Source organism: Paenibacillus sp. NRS-1760 (assembly GCF_050467785.1).
GTDB lineage: Bacteria > Bacillota > Bacilli > Paenibacillales > Paenibacillaceae > Pristimantibacillus.
Window position 1 is genome coordinate 735,051 of the sequence record NZ_JBITPK010000013.1, and the last position, 22,732, is coordinate 757,782.

Below are 22,732 nucleotides of genomic sequence, written 5' to 3' on the forward strand. Positions count from 1 at the left end.
ATTGATTATATAAGTAATTAGTTATATAATTATGAAATGAAAAGAAGCCAACGGGATAAAACAGAGGGAGGTACTTCATATGGAGCAAAAGATACAGGAAATGGCCGAGGCTTATAAATTATTAGCCGATAAAACGCGGTTAACCATCGTAGCACTGCTCAAAGAAAAGGAACTATGTGTATGTGATATCACTGACATTATCGGGATGTCTCAGCCAAATGCCAGCCAGCATCTACGAAAACTAAAATCAGCCGGACTTCTAAATGAAAAGAAAAAAGGGCAGTGGGTATATTACTCCCTTAATCCGGATGCGGAAGCCTATGTTCAGTGCGTGTATCCATATCTGCCTTCCATGAAAGAAAAAATAGCAGGCTTAAAAAATAACAGCTGTGATACACAGGGGGAAGCATGACACTTATTGCCATTTTAATCTTTTTACTTACGCTCACGTTTGTAATCTGGCAACCAAAAGGACTAAGTATTGGTTGGTCGGCAGCTGCCGGTGCTATTCTGGCTCTCTTGTTTGGCGTCGTAAGCTTTGCTGATGTTAGTACGGTTACGGGTATTGTTTGGAATGCTACGCTTGCCTTTGTAGCCATTATCGTAATATCGCTTCTTTTAGATGAAATCGGCTTTTTTGAATGGGCGGCGCTTCACATGGCGCGGCTCGCACAAGGCAATGGAAAGCTTATGTTTGTTTATGTTGTTCTTCTTGGTGCAGCAGTATCGGCATTCTTTGCCAATGACGGCGCCGCGCTTATATTAACACCTATTGTGCTTGCGATGGTGCGTGCACTCAAATTTGATCAGAAAATGATTTTGCCTTTCATTATGGCCAGCGGTTTTATCGCAGATACGACTTCGCTCCCTTTTGTAATCAGCAACCTCGTAAATATCGTTTCCGTTGATTTTTTTGGAATCGGCTTTATCGAGTATGCTAGCCGGATGATTATTCCGAACTTTTTTTCGCTGCTGGCAAGCCTTCTGGTCTTGTTTTTGTTCTTCCGTAAAAGCATCCCTGGTCACTACGATTTAAAACAGCTCAAGAAGCCGTCTGAAGCCATAAAAGATAAGAAGCTGTTCCAAATTTCGTGGGTAATCTTAGCTATGTTACTTCTCTCATACCTAGTAATTCAATACATTCATGTTCCAATTTCCGTCATAGCAGGCGTCGCTGCAATCTTGTTTATTTTAGCTGCTCGCCGCAGCCCGGCTATTCAAACTTGGAAGCTGGTCAAGGGCGCTCCTTGGGCAGTTGTCATCTTCTCCATTGGCATGTACGTGGTTGTTTACGGACTTCGTAATGTGGGACTGACAGATGAACTAGGAAAAGTCATTCAAGCCATCGCCGACAAGGGACTATTCATCTCCACTATCGGTATGGGATTCCTTGCTGCGATATTGTCTTCGGTCATGAACAATATGCCAACCGTGATGATCGATGCACTAGCCATAAAAGGAACAGCAACGCAAGGCGTCATTCGTGAATCTTTGGTGTATGCCAACGTTATCGGCAGTAATTTGGGACCTAAGATGACACCCATCGGATCGCTCGCGACACTTTTGTGGCTGCACGTATTATCACGTAAGGGTGTAAAAATCACATGGGGAAATTATTTTAAAACGGGTATCATTCTCACGATCCCAACGCTGTTTATCACATTAACAGGGTTGTATTTGTGGCTGCATTTCATCCATACAACAAGCATTAATGTATGGGTGTTAATTGCTGTAATTACCGCAATATTGGTTCTAATCGCCATATGGATAAATGCTTGGATTAGCTCGAAAATGGGCAAAACGAAATTTCAAGAAGAGATAGTAAAAGTTAATTCGAGAATATAGGAGGACGATAATAATGAACAACAAACCACTCGTTTATTTTTTGTGTACTGGAAACTCTTGCAGAAGCCAAATCGCCGATGGATTTTTAAAGGCAATGGGCAGCGGCAAATATGAAGTGAAGAGTGCTGGTCTAGAAGCTCATGGCTTGAATCCCCGTGCGGTTCAAACCATGAAAGAAGCAGGCATCGATATCTCCAATCACACTTCGGATGTCATTGATCCTGAAATTTTGAAACAAGCAGATTACATCATCACGCTTTGCGGTCATGCTAACGATAACTGTCCGGTTGTAAGTAACGACAAAGCGCAAAGATGGCATTGGGGCTTCGACGACCCCGCAAAAGCGACAGGTACAGAAGAAGAAATCAATACTACATTCGCAGAGGTCCGCGATTCGATAAAAAATCGTATTGAGTTGTTTGTGAAGGAAGGGAAGTAATAAACAGAAATAGTTATGTACTTACGAATATATTCGAGGATTTAGGAACTGTTTTTGTGCCATTTATAACTATACTACAAAAGAAGCAAGCCCTCAGGGCTTGCTTCTTTATCATTTAAAATTGCTAATTATTTGGTCTTGCTGAATTTCATCATCTCTAATGATACCTACTCCTGCGTATAAGATATAAATAATGCCGCCAACGAAGCATGCACATAAAGTTAAGAAGGAAATCATATGTTGTCATCCTTTCTAATCGTGATTACAACAATCGTACAGTGCCCCTCAAACCTTGTGACCCTCCAATCCAATCTGATATCTCCCATCCAATAAAATTCAACTGACGGTAGTTATTGATAGCTTGACAAAAAATGAAGCTCCTCTTACTATAATATTATCTCGATTATCAAGATACTTATAACTATAATTATATTTAATCAAGACAATCTGTCGTCGAGATAAACAAAAAGAGTGGCAATTACATTGTCAATTGAACAAAGTGGAGGGAACGAGAAACAATGGAAATGGCAAAAGGAAATAAAGTAGGTGTAATCATTGCAGCACTTCTGCTGGCTACACTGATGGCATCAATGGATAACACCATATTAGCAACAGCGATGGGGACAATCGTAGGGGATCTTGGCGGGTTTGACAAATTAATGTGGGTGACCTCTGCTTATATGATCGCAGAGATGGCTGGCATGCCGATATTTGGTAAGTTATCTGATATGTATGGCCGCAAGCGTTTCTTTGTTTTCGGAATTATCGTATTCATGATCGGTTCTGCTTTATGCGGTACAGCGGAATCTATTGTACAGCTAAGTATTTATCGTGCGATACAGGGTATTGGCGGCGGAGCACTTGTACCCATTGCATTCACAATTATGTTTGATGTGGTCGCACATGAAAAACGTGGGAAGATAGGCGGATTATTTGGTGCTGCGTATGGTATTTCCAGCATTTTCGGACCTCTAATTGGCGCTTATATTGCAGATTATGTTCATTGGTCCTGGATTTTCTACATCAATTTACCAATAGGAATTATTGCATTTGTAATGATTGCTTATTTTTACAAAGAGTCTGTTGAGCATTCTAAACAAAAAATCGACTACATGGGCGCTATTACGCTCGTAACCTCAATTCTTTGTCTCATGTTTGCGCTGGAGCTAGGAGGTAAAAAATACGATTGGGACTCCTTTACGATAATAGGTTTGTTTTTAGCTTTTGTCGTATTATTGGTCACGTTTATCTTTATTGAACGCCGCGCAGAAGAACCGATTATCACCTTCAGCATGTTCAAAAATCGGCTTTATTCCACGAGCAATTTAATGGCTATTTTTAGCGGCGCAGCATTTATAACAGCTTCCGTCTACATCCCAATCTACGTTCAAGGGGTACTTGGAGGCTCAGCTACAAACTCGGGGCTCGTGTTGCTTCCTATGATGGTCGGATCTGTTGTCACTGCTGCTGGCGGCGGTATTCTGCTCTCCAAGTTTAGTTATCGCTCCATTATGATTTCGACATTGTTTCTGCTAGTGGGCGGCATGGCTCTACTGACTACTTTAACACCCGATTCATCCCGATTTACGGTTACAATCTTTATGATTTTAGTTGGTCTTGGCATCGGCTCATCGTTTTCTGTTCTAAGCAATTCCGCAATACATGGATTTACTGCTAGGCAGCGAGGCTCTGCAAGCTCTACACTTAGCTTCACTCGGGAACTGGGAATGACGCTTGGAATTACGGTATTTGGCATTATTCAAAGTCACTTATTTGCAAATAAACTTTCTTCATCGTTCGGCAGCGGCGGTCAAACGTCGGAGTTCATTGATCTAAGTGATCCAAGTAAAATTTTGACACCTGAGACAAGGGAGAGCATTCCTTCTCAGATTCTTGATAAAATAACTGAAGCACTGTCCTCGTCACTCGTTCATACTTTTGCTTGGGCCATCATTCCATCCGTCATTGCTCTTTTAGCTGCCTTTGCTATGAGCAAGGAGAAGTTTGATCCAGCTTCCGAGCTAGAAGAATATTCAGCATCTCATTAAAAAATAAACCTCGCTATTCGTAGCGAGGTTTTTCTTATGTACATTAAACTTTTCCAAATAAATCTCTAATGACGCTTGCGTCAAGCTCATTCGTTATTTTATAAGAATTAGCAGCATCTTTTGAAGCATTATAATTAAATACATTTAGATAATGATAATCATAAAGTGTAAGGCCGAATTGTCTATTCTCATTCGTTTTTATCGTTATCCAATACGTTTCATTGATATTGATCGTTGAAAAATGCTCTTTTATAAGCTTTGTGTTAGAAAATACATTCATGATGCGTTCAATTTGAGCTAAATCAGTAACGACTATTTTTTCCTCTAATGGATCATCTATTGATTTCAAAATCTCAATTGTGCTAATTTGATTTAAATTTAATTGATCCGATATGACCTTATTAAACGTCGTTTGTTTTGAAGAAATCGTAAAAACAACAACACCAGCGATTACAAACAAAAATAATGCAGGAACAAACATATAGCGCTTTTTCATATTGGTCTCCTTAGTCAATTAATCTATAGGAAAAATGTATTTATGAATTTTTATCCATAAAAAGTATAACATAACCAAGAGTCTATTTAGTTACATCATAATATTTCACAACTTGACATATTAGCGACTTCGTAGGTATTATAGACACAATAAGTCTGTAATTGAGGTGAGAACATGAAATTTTCCAAAGCAACCAATTATGCACTTCACACCATGCTCATGCTTGTTGAAGCTTCTAATTTGAAGCCCATAGGTGTCAAGCAGCTGGCGGAATCCCAAAACGTTTCACCTACTTATCTTTCCAAAATTTTAACGAGACTCGTCAAAGCAGGGATGATTGAATCCGTTTCTGGGGCAAACGGAGGTTACCGGCTATCACGCAAAAAGGACGACATTACGTTTTTGGATATTATCCACGCTATTGAAGGAACAACATCATTATTTGAATGTGATTTTGTTCATGGTGAAGAATGCTTGATTCAAGCTGCAATGAAAGAAGCGGAAGAGAAGATGGAACAACATCTGAAACAAACGAAATTAGCTGACATTGCAAAAAAACAAACCAAACTTGAAGGTTAAGAACATTATTTCAGAAAAAGGAGAAGTACAATTAATTTCGTATAAAATCCTTTTTTAATACAATTGTAGACATAACGAATCTTTAATATCGTATTTAAACATGATAATAAGCGTTTTTTCGCATTATTATAGATATAAAGAGTCTTTAATATCCCATTAGTAGGAGATGAGCTGCATGAATTATGATTGTGCCGTTATTGGCGGAGGACCAGCAGGGTTAAATGCCGCACTTATGCTTGGCAGGGCAAGGAGAAGCGTTGCTTTGATCGACAACAATCGTCCAAGAAATGCTGTTACTCATTCATCGCATGGCTTTATAACAAGGGATGGCGTTACACCTGCTGAGTTTCGTCGCATTACTTATGAAGAGGTGCTGAGTTATCCAACAGTCGATCATAGGCAAGCTGAGGTGATTTCTGTCAGCAAAATTGAAGCCGGATTTGAGCTTATTGATTCATCTGGATTTCGCATTCATACACGTAAATTGATCTTGGCAACAGGAGTAAAAGAAATATTTCCCGAGATCGAAGGCTTTTACCCGCTTTATGGAAAAAGCTTGTTTAATTGCCCATATTGCGACGGCTGGGAGCTGCGTGATCAGCCGCTTGTCGTTGTTTCGGAATATCCGACTGTTTTTCATACAGCGAAGCTGCTTCTCAATTGGAGCAAGGATTTAGTTGTCTGTACAAACGGGAATGAAACCCTGTCTAACGAACAAAAAAAACAGCTTCAACGAAACGGGATCGTCATCATGGAGCAGCCCATTGCAGCATTCGTCGGACAAAATGGGAAGCTTGAGCATGTTCGTTTCTCAGATGGAACTACCATCGAAAGAGCTGGTGGTTTCGTTACTCCTAAGTTTATTTCAAGCACGCGGTTCGGAGAACAATTGGGCTGTGATAAAACGGAGTTGGGAGGAATTCAAACGGATGGAAAGGGGAAAACCTCAATACCCGGTCTTTATATCGCTGGTGATGCTTCCTACTTCATGCCATCCCAATTGGTTTTTGCAGCGGCAGACGGCAGTCGAATAGCGATGAGCGTAAACTTGGAGCTGGCAGAGGAAGACTTCATTTAACGAAACATAAATGCAGTCACAATACGAAAGGACTCACAGTAAATAATAAATAGAGGCAAGGTGTGCAAATATAAGAAAAACATTCGTTTCGCAATGGAGGATTCAGATGACTACAAAAATTAAAATGACTCATACGTTTAATGCTCCTCGTGACCTTGTTTTTAAGGCTTTTTCAGAATCAGAACATTTATTGAATTGGTGGGGACCAAAAGGATGGGCTTTTGATATTAAAAAATTCGATCTCCGCCCAGGTGGTTTATTTCATTACAAACAGACCGCACCAGACGGAACCGAGATGTGGGTCAAGTTTATCTATCATGAAGTTAATTCACCTGAGAAAATTGTATATACCAATTCCTTTTCTGATGAGAAAGGTAACACCGTGCGTGCACCCTTTGACGCTAATTGGCCTCTTGAATTTTCAGTCACTATTATTTTCAGTGAAGATGGAGACAAAACCATTCTTACTATGGAAGGGGAAGCAGTATCTCCAACTGAAGAGGAAGCCAAAACGCTTGAAGCATCACAAGATATGGTTCGCGAAGGATATGAAGTGACGTTTAATCAACTGGCAGATTACTTATTAATGGTATAAACCAACTAGTTAAAGTGATACAAAAAAACTCTTAACGACAAAGGTTAGTTTGATCTCACATTGTTGATGATCAACCTAACCTTTGTTGTTTTTTTGTTAGAAGGGCTCAAATGGAACGGGGGCGAGCCTTTTTGCGTAATGTATCTCAGTACTTTGCACTTCATGTCCAACTTGATATTCTCGCTACATATTTTTACCAAAAAATTGTTGAACCACCAACAATCGTGTAAAATATAACTTATTTGCTCGACGCATATCGTTCCAAATTCCTCGGAGGAAGTGAGTAAACATAATATTTTAGTCTTATGTACTTCAGGAAACTATACTAGGGCTTCAAATCAGTTATTTTATTACATTTCCCAGTCATTTTATTTTAACTATAAGTCGAGGTTATGCGTCGTATGAATGATAAGTATACAGCTCAAGCAGATACTTGGTACCAGCTTGCAGAGCAAAAGGCAGCCCAGTATTTTGAAACATTGAACGAACAAGTGAAGAATAAAACTTATGTAACCACACTAACCGAAGATATTCAATTGTGGAAAAAGAACCATATCCAACATTATTCATTGTTATCCTTTTTTTCGAGAGGAAAGAAAAAACCGGATTCTCGGGATTATCATAGATATATATGGTGGCTGAATTATTCAGGAAAACTTGATGATTATTTGGATCGAAGCGTTTCCTATATTTATATGAGGGATTTAGGAAAAGCTTTAGATGCTCCAGAGACACAAATGAGAATTCAACGAGTGATTGCTGACGTCAAAAGCCACTTTATTCAACCCTCAACAACAAACGGGGGAGAGCAGCCTGATTTTATGACCTTGGCGGGGCTGTATCGGTGGGCTCAGAAGGAAGGCATAGAAAACGGCATAATTTGGGTAATAAATAAACTGAAATCCGTTTCCTCTAATATCCCAAAGGAAATGAATTCCGAGCATGCGGTGCGCAAGCTGATCAAAATTATTATTGGCGTAATGCTGCATGTAATTGAAGAAATGGATGATCAAGTATTGCCTGCTGAACGTGCCCGGAGACTAGACGAAGCCATCAGACTTGGTTACTCCTATGGGCTAACCTATCCTTTTATTGACGATCTGCTTGATTCAGGTGTCCTAAAGGCAGAGGAGAAAGAACAATATTCCAATATGATCCGTACTTCGCTTCTAAGCGGATCTGTTCCACAATTAGGTGAATGGTCCGGCAATAACTTTAAATTTGTCCAATACGTACACGCGGAGCTTAGTGACGCTTTTGAGTATATTAAAAAATATCAGCGACCTGAAACACAACAAACCTTTTTCGAGCAATCCTACGTGTTTTTTCATTCTCAGGATTTGGACCGTGTCAAGGACCTATCGAATGTAAATTACTCTAACAAAGAGCTTTACCTGCCTATCATTTTAAAATCCTCATCTTCAAGGCTTATCGTCCGTTCTGTCATTAGTGCTCCTTTGGACGAAGGCTTTGATAATCGAACATTTTATTATGGCATTTATAACCAGCTGGCAGATGATTTAGCAGATATGTTTGATGATATGAAAGACGGGGCGGTAACACCCTATACCTATTATTTCAAATACCATGAGCAGCGCTCAGATCTAATCAATCCCTTTGAGTTATACTGGTCCGTCATCTCTTATTTAATTCACAACGTATACGACTCCGATGCCAAAACCCGAGAAGTGATTCTTGATCGTGCCTTCAATGGTCTAAAAAGGTTGAAAGAACGTATAGGTACTGAGAAATACAACGAAATTATGGCGGTGTTTGCTTCAGGAGATCCACATTTTAATCGCCTTATCCAACATGTGGTTCAAAAAGCAGATGATGTGGATTTCTTCGATAAACTGCTCCGGGATCAGATGGTAACGGTTTTAAAAAGCAATCGCAGTGAAAAGGAACAATTCCTTTCAACTGTCAAAACTGCTCGCGAGCAAATCAACAATCTATTGCCGATTCACAAAAGTAATGAAATACCTCCAATGAGAGAGCTGCTTATTGATGCTGCAAACTACAGTCTTGAGGGAGATGGCAAACGATTACGGCCAATATTGGCTTGGGTCATGGGTATAAATGAGTATGGACTGCATGCTTCCGCGATCGTGCCGCTTCTAAAATCATTAGAGTATATGCATACCGCGTCTTTAATCTTCGATGATCTCCCAACGCAGGATAATGCCTCTACTCGCAGAGGGCGACCTACGCTGCACCAGGTGCATAATAGTGCTACCGCGGAATTAACCGGCCTATTTCTTACCCAGAAGGCGATTGAAGAGCAATCATCCCTTGAACAGTTTGACCCTAAAACCGTGCTTGCTTTAATGCAATATTCGTCCCAAAGAGCTGGAGATATGTGCATGGGGCAGGCGATGGATTTGCATTCCAAAGGAAAAGCATTAACATTGGAGCAGCTAAATATGATGTGCTTTTACAAAACCGGAATTGCATTTGAAGCTTCACTTGTAATGCCTGCTATTCTCGCTCAGGTAAAGTCGTCAGAAATTGCGATTTTAAAAAAATACGCCTATCATGCGGGCATAGCCTTTCAAATTAAAGATGATTTGCTCGATTCGGAAGGAGATTTAAATTTACTCGGTAAACCTATTGGCCAGGATGTGGAGAACAACAACTCGACTTTTGTAACCATCCTTGGTCTAGATGGAGCTAGAAAAGAGATGTGGGAACACTTCTGCCTTGCAATGGAAGCATTGAAGGAGATGCCACGTAATCCAGCTTTTCTGAAGCAACTTCTGAATTATATTATAAGCAGGGATTATTAAATTACATTCGTACGTCTTGAAGAAGATTCGAGCAATCATGTTAGATAGTGCAATAATTTGAATAAGCTAACAGCAGTCCATCGGTGACATATGGTCACTGTTGGACTGCTGTTACTTTTTAATGGTGTTTGAAGCAGTCAGCAAAAGTTGATGAGAATGAAGGGGAGAAGTAAAGTGAGCGAGGTTAATATGACTAATTACCAATTCATAAGTGACTATAAAGACATTTCAACCTACAAAGAAAGCTTTAATGAATTGGCTAAAATGGTATTTGGACTTGATTTCGAAAAATGGTATGAAAAAGAGGGCTGGAACGAAAATTATATATGTTATTCCTTTCTCGATAAAGGTAAAGTCATTGCCAATGCCTCAGCAAGCAAAATGACGGTTATATGTAACAGTGAAGAGTATAAAGCCATTCAAATCGGTACCGTTATGACGCATCCCGACTTTCGAAATCAAGGATTATCAGGCAAACTGATGAACCATATTATCGAGAAATATGAACAAGAATATGACTTTATCTACTTGTTCGCTAATGACTCGGTTCTAGACTATTATCCTAGATTTGGGTTTAGAAAAACGCAAGAAAGTAGTTTTACTTTAAACATTTTAGGTTTAGAATTAAAACCAGAAGCAATCCGTTCCTACCGCAAGCTACATACGAATAACGCCAATGATTATCGGTTGATGGAGCAGTTTGCTAAGGAAAGAATACCTGTATCCCCTATAATGGGTGTGAAAAACAATGAACATCTATTGCTGTTTTATTTTATCTTAGCATTCAATGATGCGATTTATTATGTCGAGGAAGTTGATGCCATTGTTATTTTTAAGCATGAGGATAAACAACTTCATCTTTATGATGTCATCAGTGTTCAAAAAGTTGATTATGATGTTATTTTGAACAGCCTTGTTACTGCCGATACGGAGATTATTCATTTTCACTTTATACCCGATTACGATAATGAAAACATTCATGTCGAGTTATTAGCACAGAGTGAGGACACATTGTTTGTTCGTCCTTCATTTGAAGATAGAGCAGAACATATTTTGTTTCCATTAACTTCTCATTCATAATGAAACACTTTTTTCAAACATTATCAGTACAAGGTAAATATCATGCTCTACATCCTGTAGGAACAGCGTAGGCTATCGTCTTCCATGTCAATCGTACAGGTCGTTTTGTCTTCTTGAGAATACAATATGGTGTATTCCAAAACAGGAAGGAGATAATTCTGTGAACCGTAACGATTATAATAACATGAGTAATAACATGAACATGGGTAGTAATATGGGCAGTAACATGGGTATGGTAGAAGGTGCGAATTCGGCTAACTTTTGTCCAGATTGTCCAACACAAACGATTTATGATCCTCCAATTACGCAATATGAGGACATCTACCATCCGCAGCTTGTAAATGTTATTCAAAATATTGAAACGGTGAAGAAGCATCATTGTTGTCCTGTCTATCAGCATTATTACACGCAATCTGAGAAAAATGTCATGGTTTCAGGCTTAAAACGCAGAAAACGTGCTAAAATATCTTCCAAAAAACGTTCCAAAAAATAGTCCTTAAATATTAAAGAAGACCCGTAAGAGCCCACGCTTCGCAAATGAAGCGGCTGTCTTACGGGTCTTTCGCTTGTTTTCAAGATTACAAAAACTGAAACAAGAGATGTTTTCTTCTTAAATACATATACAATACATACAGAATACGGCAGACAGGCAAAACAAACAGAAAATTACCTTAACTGTTGTCAAAAAGGCTCCAGCCTCAATAAGATATGAATATAAATTGTTGAAATTCTAAAGGAATTTAATGGGGAAGCTGAACAACTTTGTGAAATATATCTACTCCTTCATATAAACGTTGCAGATTATTCACAATTTGTATACTTGAAAATCTCAGAAGCAGAGAAGTAGCAACGTTTAGATTGAAACTAATAGAAGTTTAGTTTAACATCAAATACAGTGAACCATACCGCAAGTATCGGAAAAAATGTAATGATGCTAGTAACACATAGCGGCAAACAAAAGCTTCAATCGATGCATTAAGCTTTGTTATTGCCTTTGCTTTGTGTGTTCCTAGAGCCTTGTAAACGGACTTTTCACTTTTCACCAGCTTTCAAATAGCTTATAATTATCTGATAATCACAGATCATTTAATCTATAATCAATTACAAAACAATATGATATGGTTTTAATTGAAACAGAAAAGGTGTGTGACTGGGTCGAGCATTGGCTTAGTGTAACGCCTATACAGAAGCGCCTACATGCTTTATGCAAATTTTAGGATATAAGGATGGTAAAAATGAGCAACGGAGAAAATAAAACAGACGTCATCTTGATTGGTGCCGGAATCATGAGTGCGACTTTAGGGACACTTCTGAAAGAATTGGTACCGGAATGGAAAATTACCGTGTTTGAGAAGCTCGAAAGTGCTGGAGAAGAAAGCTCTAACGAGTGGAATAATGCAGGAACAGGGCATGCAGCACTGTGCGAGCTTAACTACACTGTAAATAAGCCAGACGGATCTGTAGATATTAGCAAAGCGATTCAAATTAATGAACAGTTCCAGCTTTCCATGCAGTTTTGGTCTTACCTTGTAAATAGTAAGCTAATTCGTAATCCGCAAGACTTTATTATGCCAATACCTCATATGAGTATGGTCCAAGGAGAACAAAATGTAACGTTTCTAAAGAAACGTTTTGAAGCCATGTCTACTAATCCATTGTTTAAAGGGATGGAATTTTCCGATAACCCTACAAAATTGATGGAATGGATCCCACTTATTATAAAAGATCGTAAATCAAATGAAGCTATAGCAGCAACCAAAATTGACTCTGGCACGGATGTCAACTTTGGTGCTTTAACGCGCATTCTGTTTGATCACTTAAAAAGTAAAAACGTTGATCTCAAATACAAACATAGCGTTGATAATATTAAACGTGCTAGCGACGGCTCGTGGGAATTGAAAGTACGTAATGGCAGCGGCAACGTCGAACGGCATACTGCAAAATTTGTCTTTATCGGAGGCGGAGGCGGAAGCCTGCATTTATTGCAAAAATCCGGTATTCCTGAAGGTAGACATATTGGCGGATTCCCAGTAAGCGGAATATTTATGGTTTGTAATAATCCGAATGTTGTGGCACAGCATCATGCAAAAGTTTACGGCAAAGCCAAAGTTGGAGCTCCTCCAATGTCGGTTCCACATTTGGATACAAGATTTATCGACAATAAAAAATCTTTGCTGTTTGGTCCATTTGCCGGATTCTCACCTAAGTTTTTGAAAACCGGTTCAATGTTTGATTTGGTCACTTCCGTAAAACCGGATAATCTCATCACAATGTTATCCGCAGGTGCAAAAAATATGTCATTGACAAAATATCTGATTGAGCAAGTTATGCTATCCAAAGAAAAGCGCATGGATGAGTTGCGCGAGTTTATCCCTAACGCCAAAACGGAAGACTGGGATTTAGTAGCAGCTGGTCAGCGTGTGCAAGTAATCAAAGATACTGAAGCTGGCGGCAGAGGAACACTTCAATTTGGTACGGAAGTTATAACGGCTGCTGATGGTTCGATTGCAGCATTACTAGGCGCTTCGCCAGGTGCTTCTACTGCTGTTCACGTTATGCTTGAAGTATTTAAAAAATGTTTCCCTCAACACATCAAAGAGTGGGAACCAAAAATTAAAGAAATGATTCCTTCTTATGGCGTTTCATTAATGGAAAATCCAGAGCTTCTGCACGAAATTCATACTTCTACAGCTGACTCACTAGGCCTGAGTGAAAAAGAACTGGCTTTTAGTTAGTTTTTCTGATGTAAAATCAAATGAATATGGATGTAGTGAATTATTTAATTTCATTAAAATAAATATTGAACCTTTGATCTAGTTATAGATTGAAGGTTCTTTTTTTATTGAATTTACAGGTGCTGCAGTTAATATTGCTTGCATGTTACCGTTTTTGGTGAGAGGACATACTAATAAAAAACTTTTTGCTCCCTTTTAAAGCAATTGTCCCAATTTTTTTTTACAGCGTGAAAAATAACGGGCTGCTCGATTGTATTACTAGTGAAAGGGGGACATCAAGTGAACGATTCATATGAGCTCAATGAATCCGTCCGCAAAGCCGTGGTCAACTATTCCGACAGCCTGGTCAAGATAGCTTTTGCTTATCTCAAAAATATTGCTGACGCGGAGGAAGTAGCGCAAGAAGTATTTCTAGCCTATCTCCAAAAATCCCCCGTCTTTGATAGTGATGAACATGAGAAAGCCTGGTTAATCCGTACAACGATCAATAAATGTAAAAACTTGCTCAAGACGGGGTGGTTTAAGAGTCGAAACCCCATACCGGACAACCTGTCTAACCTACCGAAGGATGAATACATGGTCATGCAGGCAGTATTATCATTGGATAAAAAATATCGGGTCCCGATCCATTTGCATTATTACGAAGGTTATTCCTTGGATGAAATAGCGGATATACTTCATGCCAAACCTGCGACGGTAGGTACTTGGCTCGCTCGAGGGCGTAAACAGCTTAAAGAAGTTATAGGCGGTGATTTGTGAGAATGAAAAAAACAAGTTATAAATCGGCCATGTCTAAAGTGAAAATAAGTGAAGACTTTCAAGAACGTACACTTGAACGCTTAAGCCTGGAGAAGCACAAACAAATCGACAACAATAATAACAACATACGAAATGGAGAGATTCCTATGAAAACAGTTCATTCTAAAGTAAAGAAAAACAAAGTGATGATCTGGGCAACCAGCATTGCGGCTTGTGCGGTATTGACTCTGAGCATTTATGCAGTAAACCAAGACGCAGGCAGTACTTCTCCTGGTGCGGTCACGAAAAATCCAAGCGACACCATTGAGAATAATGGTCCTGGACCGGCGACCTCAGCAAAACACAGGGTAAACATTGATGGTGTAATTGATGAGGTAAGTACCGACGGCCAAAGCTTTCGAATTGGCGAATTGTGGGTGACAGTTACGGAAAAAACGACTTACGGCATAACAGGCCCAACAGCTCCTGATATTTCAGAGCAGCTGGTAAGCAAGGAATTTAAAGTGGGCAACACGGTATCTGGCTTCACCTCGGAAGACGTCACGAGCGGAAAGGTAACAGCCGACGTCATTTTCAATAATTTTTGATTTAGCAGCTGTTAGCATACTAACCGCATCCTCCTATGGATGCGGTTTTTTGCTAGCATTATATAAAATAGACGATCATAAATCAAAAAAAGACCGATCAAAAAAACTAAGTTTTTTACAGTAGGAAATAAATTCTTACAGGTAAACGATTAATAAACGTTTGTTAAGATAATTACTGTAATCGCTCTCAAGTTAATATATGGAAGGAAGTGAGGCTCGAGTAGCCTATTGCAGGCTGTACAGCATCATGTGCGACTAAATGCAATTTTAAAAAAGAGGAGGAATACCGATGAAATAATTGCAACCTCCGATGACGGGACATGGGACGCTTACCTAGACTATTTAGAAATTCAGTACCCCCCAAAAAAAATCTAGTAAAGAGAGTTAATCGGTACGGAGTGACGCGAACAACTATACTCGTATTTTAATACGAGGAGGTACTACCATGTTCAAAGCAAAACTAATAAAAGGGGCAGCGGCCCTAGCAATCTTCAGTTCGTTGTTCTCCACCCCGATAATGCCTATTGCCAGTGCAGCCGATGCCAACTGCCCGAATGGATATGTAGGTCTGACATACGACGATGGCCCAAATGCCAGTAACACTACATCACTGCTCAATGCTCTGAAGCAGGCCGGTTTGCGTGCAACGATGTTCAACCTTGGGCAAAACGCACAAAATAACCCGTCACTCGTGCGGGATCAAGTGAATGCGGGCATGTGGGTTGGAAACCACTCTTATACACATCCTCACATGACAACATTGAGCAGCTCGCAGATGTCATCGGAGATTACGCGGACACAACAAGCGATTCAGTCAGCTACCGGAACTGCACCAAAATTGTTCCGCCCGCCGTACGGCGAAACTAACGCAACGTTGAGGTCAATCGAGAGTCAAAATGGTCTAACCGAGGTACTGTGGAACGTTGACTCACAGGACTGGAATGGCGCCACCACCGCACAGATCGTAGCCGCTGCGGGCAGACTGCAGAACGGCGATGTCATCCTGATGCATGATCAATACCAGACTACGCTCCAAGCGATTCCCCAGATTGCTCAGAACCTTAAGAGCCGTGGACTTTGCCCTGGTATGATTTCAACAAGCACCGGCCGAGCGGTTGCGCCTGACGGTGGCGGTACAACTACTCCTCCAAGCACAAGTACAAAAAAGGAAGCCGAAAGCATGACCAAAGCTGGTCAGTACACCGGAAATATTAGCTCGCCGTTCTCTGGTGTTGCTTTATACGCCAACAATGATTTGGTCAAATACACACAGAATTTCACGAGCGGAACTCATAGTTTCGCACTCCGTGGTGCTTCAAATAATTCCAATATGGCCAGAGTTGACTTGAAAATAGGCGGGGTGACGAAAGGGACCTTCTACTTCGGAGGCAGTAGTCCCGCAGTCTATACCATAAGCAATGTCAGCCATGAAACCGGTAATCAAGAAATTGAGCTCGTTTGCACCTCCGATAACGGGACATGGGATGTTTACATTGATTATTTGGAAATTCAGTAAATAACTCGAACCAGTAAAGGATACGATTTAGTTATTGATTTAAATTCAAATCGTATGTTCCACTAAATCCCGGCGGGATCTTCTCCGTCGGGATTTTTGTGAGTAGCCCTGTTGAAATACAGAAGAAAACTTTACGTCATTTTTCAAGCTAAAAGATTGATCATTTATTATATTGGTTTAGTTCTTGACCTAAAGTAATGTCACCCCATATAATTATCCATTAATAACCAATAGAATGAGGTCAAGGAGAGTGAAGTTAATGGAACCTACCCTTACAGCCGATCTTGAAAGAATACTGCGAAAACTTGATCAAGCTGATTTAATTAATCTTTTAGTTGATCGGATATCCTCCAGTGACTTGAATTCACTTCTCTTAAAAGTATTCAGTGAGAAAACAAAAACATCTTCTCCAAATGATCTACTTAAACGATACAAGAATAACCGTTTTGTACACCCAGCTGACGTCGATGTGCTATTGCTTAAGAGGTTGGAGTTGGATGTTTTAGATATTGCTTCAAAACATTCTTTTTCACCTATTCAATTATCTCCCGTAGCGCCATTGGGCTGTGCTTCTGTGCTAGGAACAGTTGATCAAAACAAAGCAATTTCCGCTTTAAGAGGAACGGAGGTTGTATCAGATGCAACCAATCTTTTATCCCTGCACATCAGTAAATTACTTAAATCAAATGATTCCAATGATAAGAGAGATAATTTTATTCGCTTCTGTACAACCCATAGGCATGTCCGAGCGCAATTCTTTGGAGATGCTCCAGGGATGCTGCCTCATTTCCATTTATTTTGTATGGTGTCGTCTGGATTAGATGAAGGTTCCTATAGCTTCGAAAAACAATCATTATGGGAGCATATAAAAGTGTACCAAAGTATTTTTAAAACGCTGTTTGGATCTGACATTGAGATCATTTTAAGTGAACGCAGTGGTTACAAAGATTCGGCTGGCTTAGTCTCAAGGATTATAAAACACGGAAATGAATTGTCAATGAATATGTCGGTAAGTACAGGTGAGCCGAATATGGAAAACCAGTATTACAAAGGATTACAATTCACATTGAAGACAGTAATAGGCGAAACGGAGTATTTTATTGGCGATGGCGGTTTTGTAGATTGGACACAAAGTATGTTAGGCAGCAGGAAAGAGCGGCTTTTAATTAGTGCAATTGGTCTGGATAGGCTCATTTTGTGAAGTACCGGCCGTTCTCAAAGGACTCGAAATTATTGATTTCCTACTAAGCAGGTGATTATCATTTTTGAGAAGATGTATAATTATCCATCATTCATTTTAGGTAAATACAAATGCAACGCTGTAGATTTCTGGAATGAACAGATTTGCTTCTACAATAGAATTTATCAAAGTGACTTCATGAATGATTGGAAGTATTTGTTTTTTGAATATTATCCGAAGCAAGCGGAATCACTGTTGCGTTAACCATCTAATAGGAATACATATTAAAATTATAAAAATGGAGTGATTAAGTGTTTCCGATTCTAGAGACAGAAAGATTGCAATTGAGAGAAATCGTTAAAGAAGATGCTCATAGCATCTTTCGTTGCTTTTCCAATCATGATGTGACACGATATTATGGACAAGATACGTTAACAAATATCGAACAAGCAGAACCGTTCATTGCGTTTTTCGCTCAAAGCTACCAAGAAAATCGAGGCATTCGATGGGGCATTGAAATAAAAGGTAAAAAAGAAATGATCGGGACCATCGGTTTTAATGTTTTGTCTTTAAAACATAAGAGAGCTGAGATAGGCTATGAGCTTCATCCTGATTATTGGGGAAATGGATATGCAACAGAAGCCATTTCAAAAGTTATAACATATGGTTTTAGCGAACTTGGGTTAACTCGTATTGGCGCGATTGTTTTTATTGAAAATAAAAAATCCAATCAATTATTAACAAAACTAGGTTTTGAAAAAGAAGGGATTTTGAAAAACTATATGTATCAAAATGGTGTTGCCTATGATACAAACATTTACTCTTTGATAAAGTGAAGTTAATGAAAGGATGGAATCAATGAAAACAATTCAAAAGATGTATGAACATCTAAACTGGGCAAATCAACGTATTCTAGAAACTTTGCAAAATGTAGAAAACGAGGATCAACTGGTGCGGTTATTTTCTCATATTCTAAATGCCGAACAAGTTTGGATTGCAAGAATAAGAGGGATGGACAGTTCACAAATGCCTATCTGGTCAGATGGTGATCTAGAATCCTGTGCAAAACTTATTAAACAAAATGAAGAAAGCTTCAAAAATATTCTCACTGAACTCACATACGCTGACTTAGATAACTTAGTATCATATTCAAACAGTAAAGGTAAAGAGTTTGTAACTTCCACACGAGATATTTTAACTCATGTAGCACTACATGGTCAGTATCATCGAGGACAAATTAATTTACGAATTCGAGCAAATGGTTTTGAACCCGTCAACATTGATTATATTAATTTTGTGAGATAGAAATATCAATAGTTACTGTTTGAATTAAGGGTAAACGATAGTTATACTTTAGTTCTGGAGCAGTTTGCCATGGCAGCTGCTCTTTATTATTTATTAATACAAAGGATCGTATGGCTCCAATACTTGGTCATAGTGATATATGATGAAGAAGGTCTGTACCCCTCGTATTTGTAAGAGAAAGGTGTGTAAATCCTGTTTAAGCTTAATCATGTCTCTCGTCCTATGCGCAATACTTTATTCATTATTATCATTCTCGTTTTTTCGATTAGCACCGCATCTGTTCTGTTGTATGGCGATCACTTTCTCATTGGGTCATATAATAAACAAAATAATGACGACGTCAAATATATAAATAGCGCTAAAATTTTATTGAATAAGCACACGATTGCTTATAACAGCGGCGATGAGCCGTCTGCTTTCATCATGCCAGGAATGCCAGTTGTACTGGCTGGTCTCATGCTCATCTTCGGACAAGGAGATGGAGGGGTTGTGGCATTCCGAGTCCTAATGGCAGCCCTGCAGGCGTTCTCGATTTATTTGATTTTTATTGCGGCTAATCAGCTGTTTAATAGTAGAGCTGCTATAATAGCCAGCATCGCAACTGCACTTTATTTGCCCGATTATTTTTCTTCAGGCGCCATTTTGTCGGAGACAATGTTCCGCACGCTGTTCATATTGCTTATTTGCTTTAGCCTTCTTGCTTTAAGGAGACAGGAAACGAGGTATTATATTATTTCGGCAGCTATTGTTGGGCTAGCATGTTATTTCAAACCGCATGCGGTGCTTTTTCCCGTTGTCTGGTTCATTTTATGGCTTGTGCAAAAGATATCTCGGAAAATTTTAGTGAAGTATACTGCAGTTATTTCGTTAACGATGATCCTTTTGCTATCTCCATGGTGGATACGGAATTACGTCACATTTGATAAATTCATTCCATTCACACAGTCAGCAGGCAATCCGATGTTATTAGGCGCTCTTATTAACAACGAGGCACCTTCAAAGGCCTTCTTCGACACCCATCTAGAATACGAGGGCATCAGTGAAAATCTATTTGCAGGCTCAGACTCTGCTCAAGCCGAAACGGCACAAAAAATTGTAAGCTTCGGCTTTAAAAATCAACCATTAAAATACTTGAAATGGTATACGATTGATAAAGTATTTGGATTATATGCGGCTCCTTATTATTGGAAAACGGTATTTGGTGTAAATATTTGGATCGCGGGCATCTATCATGTCGTATTTATGCTATTGGGAGCAGCAGGTTTACTGATTACGCTTAAGCGAGCCTTCCGGCAAAAGGAGATTGCTTATTTGTTTTTATTACTTTCATTGGCTTACTTTACTGTGATCTATATTCCCTTTGTCGCATTCAATAGGTATGGTTACCCAAATGTGTTTCTTTTCTTTATGAGCGCAGGTTTTTTTATCGACTGGGCGATTGCAAAGTATCAAAGTACGAGTGTGAAAAATAATGTCACTGCCAACCTTTAAAGGCTTCAACACACACGGGAATCGAAATGGATGGGAGGCTTTATGAAAAAAAGATATGCTTTCATGCTATTTATAGCAATCAGTATTTTATTATTAATAGGATATAATAGATATTTTTATAGTTTTCAAGCTCTTAATAATAATGCTGTCATATTTAGTGGTCCGACCAAATCTCCGAATGGTGATTATAATGCAAGTGCATATTATATCCCTTATGGTGGCGCAGCAGGTGACGTTTTGTATATTGTCGAGGTTGAAGAAACCCAAACGGGCAAGAAAAAAACGATTTATTCAAGCAATCATAAAGACGTTTTTTCTATGAATTGGAAATCCGCAGAAGTTCTTAAAATTAAGAATGAAAGTCCGGAATATAATGACCATAGGAATATAGAGTTAAATGTGAAGTCCGATATTTATGAAGAATCTGGAGCAGCATGTCGAAGTCTATTGTTAAAAGGAAAGTTTGAAAATTGTTATAAGGCCGATGACATTCAGGTGCCATTAATTCTTAAAATGATTGGTTTCTGAAAAGAGACACGGAACTCTACAATTTGAAATTACGATTGTTAAGATACATTGGCTTGATTAATTATGGTTTTAGCATTTAGCATACTTCATGTTGCAAACGGTACACCAATGCTTAAAGCTCAAATTATTATGAGAAAAGGTACAGCACCTCTAAAAATATGAGGAGCTGTACCTTTAGTTTTTTCTATAGCTGCTATTAAGCATAAGAGATAGCATAAGAGACCTAAGGGTCATTGCAGTGGTATTTGATGTAATGTTCACCAGAACTATTCTCCGTGCAGGATACTTCCAAAATATATAGAATATTTTTATAACATATCGATATTTTTGACAAATCTTTCATCAGATGTAGTGGGGGTATATGTTTATGGAAAATAATCGAAATTGGGCAGGTAACTATAGGTATAGCGCATCCGAACTCCATGTTCCGGAAACATTGGAGCAAATACAAGAAATAGTAGCACGTAGCAATCGAATTAAGACACTTGGCACTCGTCATTCGTTCAATGGAATCGCTGATTGTAACGAGAACCTAATTTCTCTACAAAAGTTTAACCGAATCCTTGCATTAGATACTAAACACAATAAGGTTACAGTCGAGGGAGGGATTAGATACGGAGATCTGTGTCAATATCTGTATGAATTCGGTTATGCTTTGCACAACTTGGCTTCGTTGCCCCATATTACAATAGCAGGCGCATGCCAAACGGCCACACATGGTTCCGGTGACCAGAATGCTAATCTTGCTTCGGCGATTCATTCCATGGAAGTTGTCAAAGCAGATGGAAATAAGGTCGTATTCTCCCGTGATCAACAAGATGGGCTCTTTGCTGGTGCGGTAGTGGGGCTTGGAGGGCTCGGGGTAATTACGAAAATCACTCTAGATATAATCCCCACATTCCAGATGAGTCAATATGTATTTGATCATTTGCCTTTAGTTCAACTTAAAGATCATTTTGACGAAATATTCTCTAGCGCTTATAGTGTTAGTCTTTTTACGGATTGGAAAACGTCTACATTCAATCAAGTCTGGCAAAAGCGTAAGTTACCAGATCTTGAACACGCTGAAGTGGAATCCGAATTTTTTGGCGCCAAGCTCGCAAGTGTACCACGACATCCAGTGCCAGGTTATTCTGCAGAGAATTGCAGTGAGCAGCTTGGTTTTCCGGGGCCATGGCATGAAAGACTACCGCACTTCCGCATGGATTTCACGCCAAGTGCCGGAGAGGAACTACAGAGTGAATATTTTGTGCCGCGCAAAGATGCCTATCAAGCACTATGTGCGATTGACCGGATACGTGATTTCATATCGCCACATCTTTATGTGTCAGAAGTTCGTACGATTGCAGAAGACAATTTGTGGATGAGTCCTTGTTATAAGCAGGAATCCGTTGCTTTTCACTTTACATGGAAGGCGGATTGGGAAGCGGTCCGACAAATCCTTCCGATGATCGAGGAACAAATTGCGCCTTTCCATGCTCGCCCACATTGGGCAAAGCTGTTTGCCACGCCGCCTGCCCATCTTCAATCATTATATGAGAAGTTACCTGACTTTCGGCAATTACTACTTCAAAACGACCCTCAAGGAAAGTTTTGCAACGACTTCTTGAAAAACTACATTATGGAGAAGCGTTAATTCCTTTACAGTTATATAACCAAATGGTAATGTATATAATACAATATGG

Annotated in this window: 21 protein-coding genes; 20 read left to right on the forward strand and 1 reads right to left on the reverse strand. The window is 39.3% G+C overall.

All coding sequences use genetic code 11. The features are described from left to right. The first annotated feature begins 79 nt into the window (after nt 1-79). The 4 genes from ACIFSR_RS18980 (at nt 80) to ACIFSR_RS18995 (ending at nt 4,332) form a co-directional block, all read left to right on the forward strand. The gene (locus ACIFSR_RS18980; RefSeq protein WP_339209287.1) at nt 80-412 is read left to right on the forward strand and encodes an ArsR/SmtB family transcription factor; all 333 of its coding nucleotides are present in this window, start codon (nt 80-82) and stop codon (nt 410-412) included. Then, the gene (locus ACIFSR_RS18985) at nt 409-1,845 is read left to right on the forward strand and encodes an arsenic transporter (protein WP_339209286.1); all 1,437 of its coding nucleotides are present in this window, start codon (nt 409-411) and stop codon (nt 1,843-1,845) included. Before ACIFSR_RS18980 ends, ACIFSR_RS18985 begins: the two co-directional genes overlap by 4 nt. 13 nt (nt 1,846-1,858) lie before the next feature. Further along, entirely contained in the window at nt 1,859-2,284 is a 426-nt protein-coding gene (gene arsC / locus ACIFSR_RS18990) for an arsenate reductase (thioredoxin) (protein ID WP_339209285.1), read from the forward strand. Nucleotides 2,285-2,802: 518 nt separating this feature from the next. Then, nucleotides 2,803-4,332 carry an MDR family MFS transporter gene (locus tag ACIFSR_RS18995; RefSeq protein WP_430059204.1) on the forward strand — a complete coding sequence of 510 codons (1,530 nt, stop codon included), beginning with the start codon at nt 2,803-2,805 and terminating at the stop codon, nt 4,330-4,332. 43 nt (nt 4,333-4,375) lie between these two features. Here the strand turns inward: ACIFSR_RS18995 and ACIFSR_RS19000 are convergent, their stop codons facing one another. Then, nucleotides 4,376-4,828, reverse strand: a complete 453-nt coding sequence (locus ACIFSR_RS19000) for a hypothetical protein (RefSeq protein WP_430059206.1) — start codon at nt 4,826-4,828, stop codon at nt 4,376-4,378. A gap of 174 nt (nt 4,829-5,002) precedes the next feature. Between ACIFSR_RS19000 and ACIFSR_RS19005 the strand changes: the two genes are divergently transcribed. The 16 genes from ACIFSR_RS19005 to ACIFSR_RS19080 all read left to right on the forward strand — a co-directional run bounded on the left by ACIFSR_RS19005 (nt 5,003) and on the right by ACIFSR_RS19080 (nt 22,683). Continuing rightward, nucleotides 5,003-5,407, forward strand: a complete 405-nt coding sequence (locus ACIFSR_RS19005) for an Rrf2 family transcriptional regulator (protein WP_339209283.1) — start codon at nt 5,003-5,005, stop codon at nt 5,405-5,407. Between the two features lie 175 nt (nt 5,408-5,582). Then, nucleotides 5,583-6,485: an NAD(P)/FAD-dependent oxidoreductase gene (locus tag ACIFSR_RS19010; protein ID WP_430059209.1), complete on the forward strand. Its 903-nt coding sequence runs from the start codon at nt 5,583-5,585 to the stop codon at nt 6,483-6,485. Nucleotides 6,486-6,591: 106 nt separating this feature from the next. Next, the gene (locus ACIFSR_RS19015) at nt 6,592-7,080 is read left to right on the forward strand and encodes an SRPBCC family protein (protein ID WP_339209281.1); all 489 of its coding nucleotides are present in this window, start codon (nt 6,592-6,594) and stop codon (nt 7,078-7,080) included. 392 nt (nt 7,081-7,472) lie between these two features. Beyond that, on the forward strand, nt 7,473-9,866 hold the full coding sequence (locus ACIFSR_RS19020; protein WP_430059211.1) for a polyprenyl synthetase family protein: 2,394 nt from the start codon (nt 7,473-7,475) through the stop codon (nt 9,864-9,866). A gap of 174 nt (nt 9,867-10,040) precedes the next feature. Beyond that, nucleotides 10,041-10,946, forward strand: a complete 906-nt coding sequence (locus tag ACIFSR_RS19025; protein ID WP_430059213.1) for a GNAT family N-acetyltransferase — start codon at nt 10,041-10,043, stop codon at nt 10,944-10,946. Nucleotides 10,947-11,106: 160 nt separating this feature from the next. After that, on the forward strand, nt 11,107-11,439 hold the full coding sequence (locus ACIFSR_RS19030) for a hypothetical protein (RefSeq protein WP_083681545.1): 333 nt from the start codon (nt 11,107-11,109) through the stop codon (nt 11,437-11,439). 742 nt (nt 11,440-12,181) lie between these two features. Further along, nucleotides 12,182-13,681, forward strand: coding sequence for a malate:quinone oxidoreductase (locus tag ACIFSR_RS19035; RefSeq protein ID WP_430059215.1), 1,500 nt, complete (start codon nt 12,182-12,184; stop codon nt 13,679-13,681). A gap of 279 nt (nt 13,682-13,960) precedes the next feature. Beyond that, nucleotides 13,961-14,440: an RNA polymerase sigma factor gene (locus ACIFSR_RS19040; RefSeq protein ID WP_339209271.1), complete on the forward strand. Its 480-nt coding sequence runs from the start codon at nt 13,961-13,963 to the stop codon at nt 14,438-14,440. 2 nt (nt 14,441-14,442) lie between these two features. Continuing rightward, complete coding sequence (locus tag ACIFSR_RS19045; protein WP_339209269.1) at nt 14,443-15,027, forward strand: hypothetical protein; 585 nt, start codon at nt 14,443-14,445, stop codon at nt 15,025-15,027. A 445-nt stretch (nt 15,028-15,472) separates the two neighbouring features. After that, nucleotides 15,473-16,543 (forward strand): polysaccharide deacetylase family protein, encoded by a 1,071-nt coding sequence (locus tag ACIFSR_RS19050; protein WP_430059217.1) that lies wholly within the window; start codon nt 15,473-15,475, stop codon nt 16,541-16,543. 259 nt (nt 16,544-16,802) lie between these two features. Then, nucleotides 16,803-17,744, forward strand: a complete 942-nt coding sequence (locus ACIFSR_RS19055) for a hypothetical protein (RefSeq protein ID WP_430059219.1) — start codon at nt 16,803-16,805, stop codon at nt 17,742-17,744. A gap of 290 nt (nt 17,745-18,034) precedes the next feature. Beyond that, nucleotides 18,035-18,559, forward strand: coding sequence for a GNAT family N-acetyltransferase (locus ACIFSR_RS19060; protein ID WP_430059221.1), 525 nt, complete (start codon nt 18,035-18,037; stop codon nt 18,557-18,559). 22 nt (nt 18,560-18,581) lie between these two features. Beyond that, nucleotides 18,582-19,028 carry a DinB family protein gene (locus ACIFSR_RS19065; RefSeq protein WP_339209264.1) on the forward strand — a complete coding sequence of 149 codons (447 nt, stop codon included), beginning with the start codon at nt 18,582-18,584 and terminating at the stop codon, nt 19,026-19,028. A 369-nt stretch (nt 19,029-19,397) separates the two neighbouring features. Further along, entirely contained in the window at nt 19,398-20,519 is a 1,122-nt protein-coding gene (locus tag ACIFSR_RS19070; RefSeq protein ID WP_430059223.1) for a glycosyltransferase family 39 protein, read from the forward strand. 42 nt (nt 20,520-20,561) lie between these two features. Then, a complete protein-coding gene (locus ACIFSR_RS19075) occupies nt 20,562-21,047 on the forward strand; it encodes a DUF5412 family protein (protein WP_430059224.1) in 486 nt (161 codons plus the stop codon). A gap of 367 nt (nt 21,048-21,414) precedes the next feature. Then, a complete protein-coding gene (locus tag ACIFSR_RS19080) occupies nt 21,415-22,683 on the forward strand; it encodes an FAD-binding protein (protein WP_430059226.1) in 1,269 nt (422 codons plus the stop codon). The last annotated feature ends 49 nt before the right edge of the window (nt 22,684-22,732 follow it).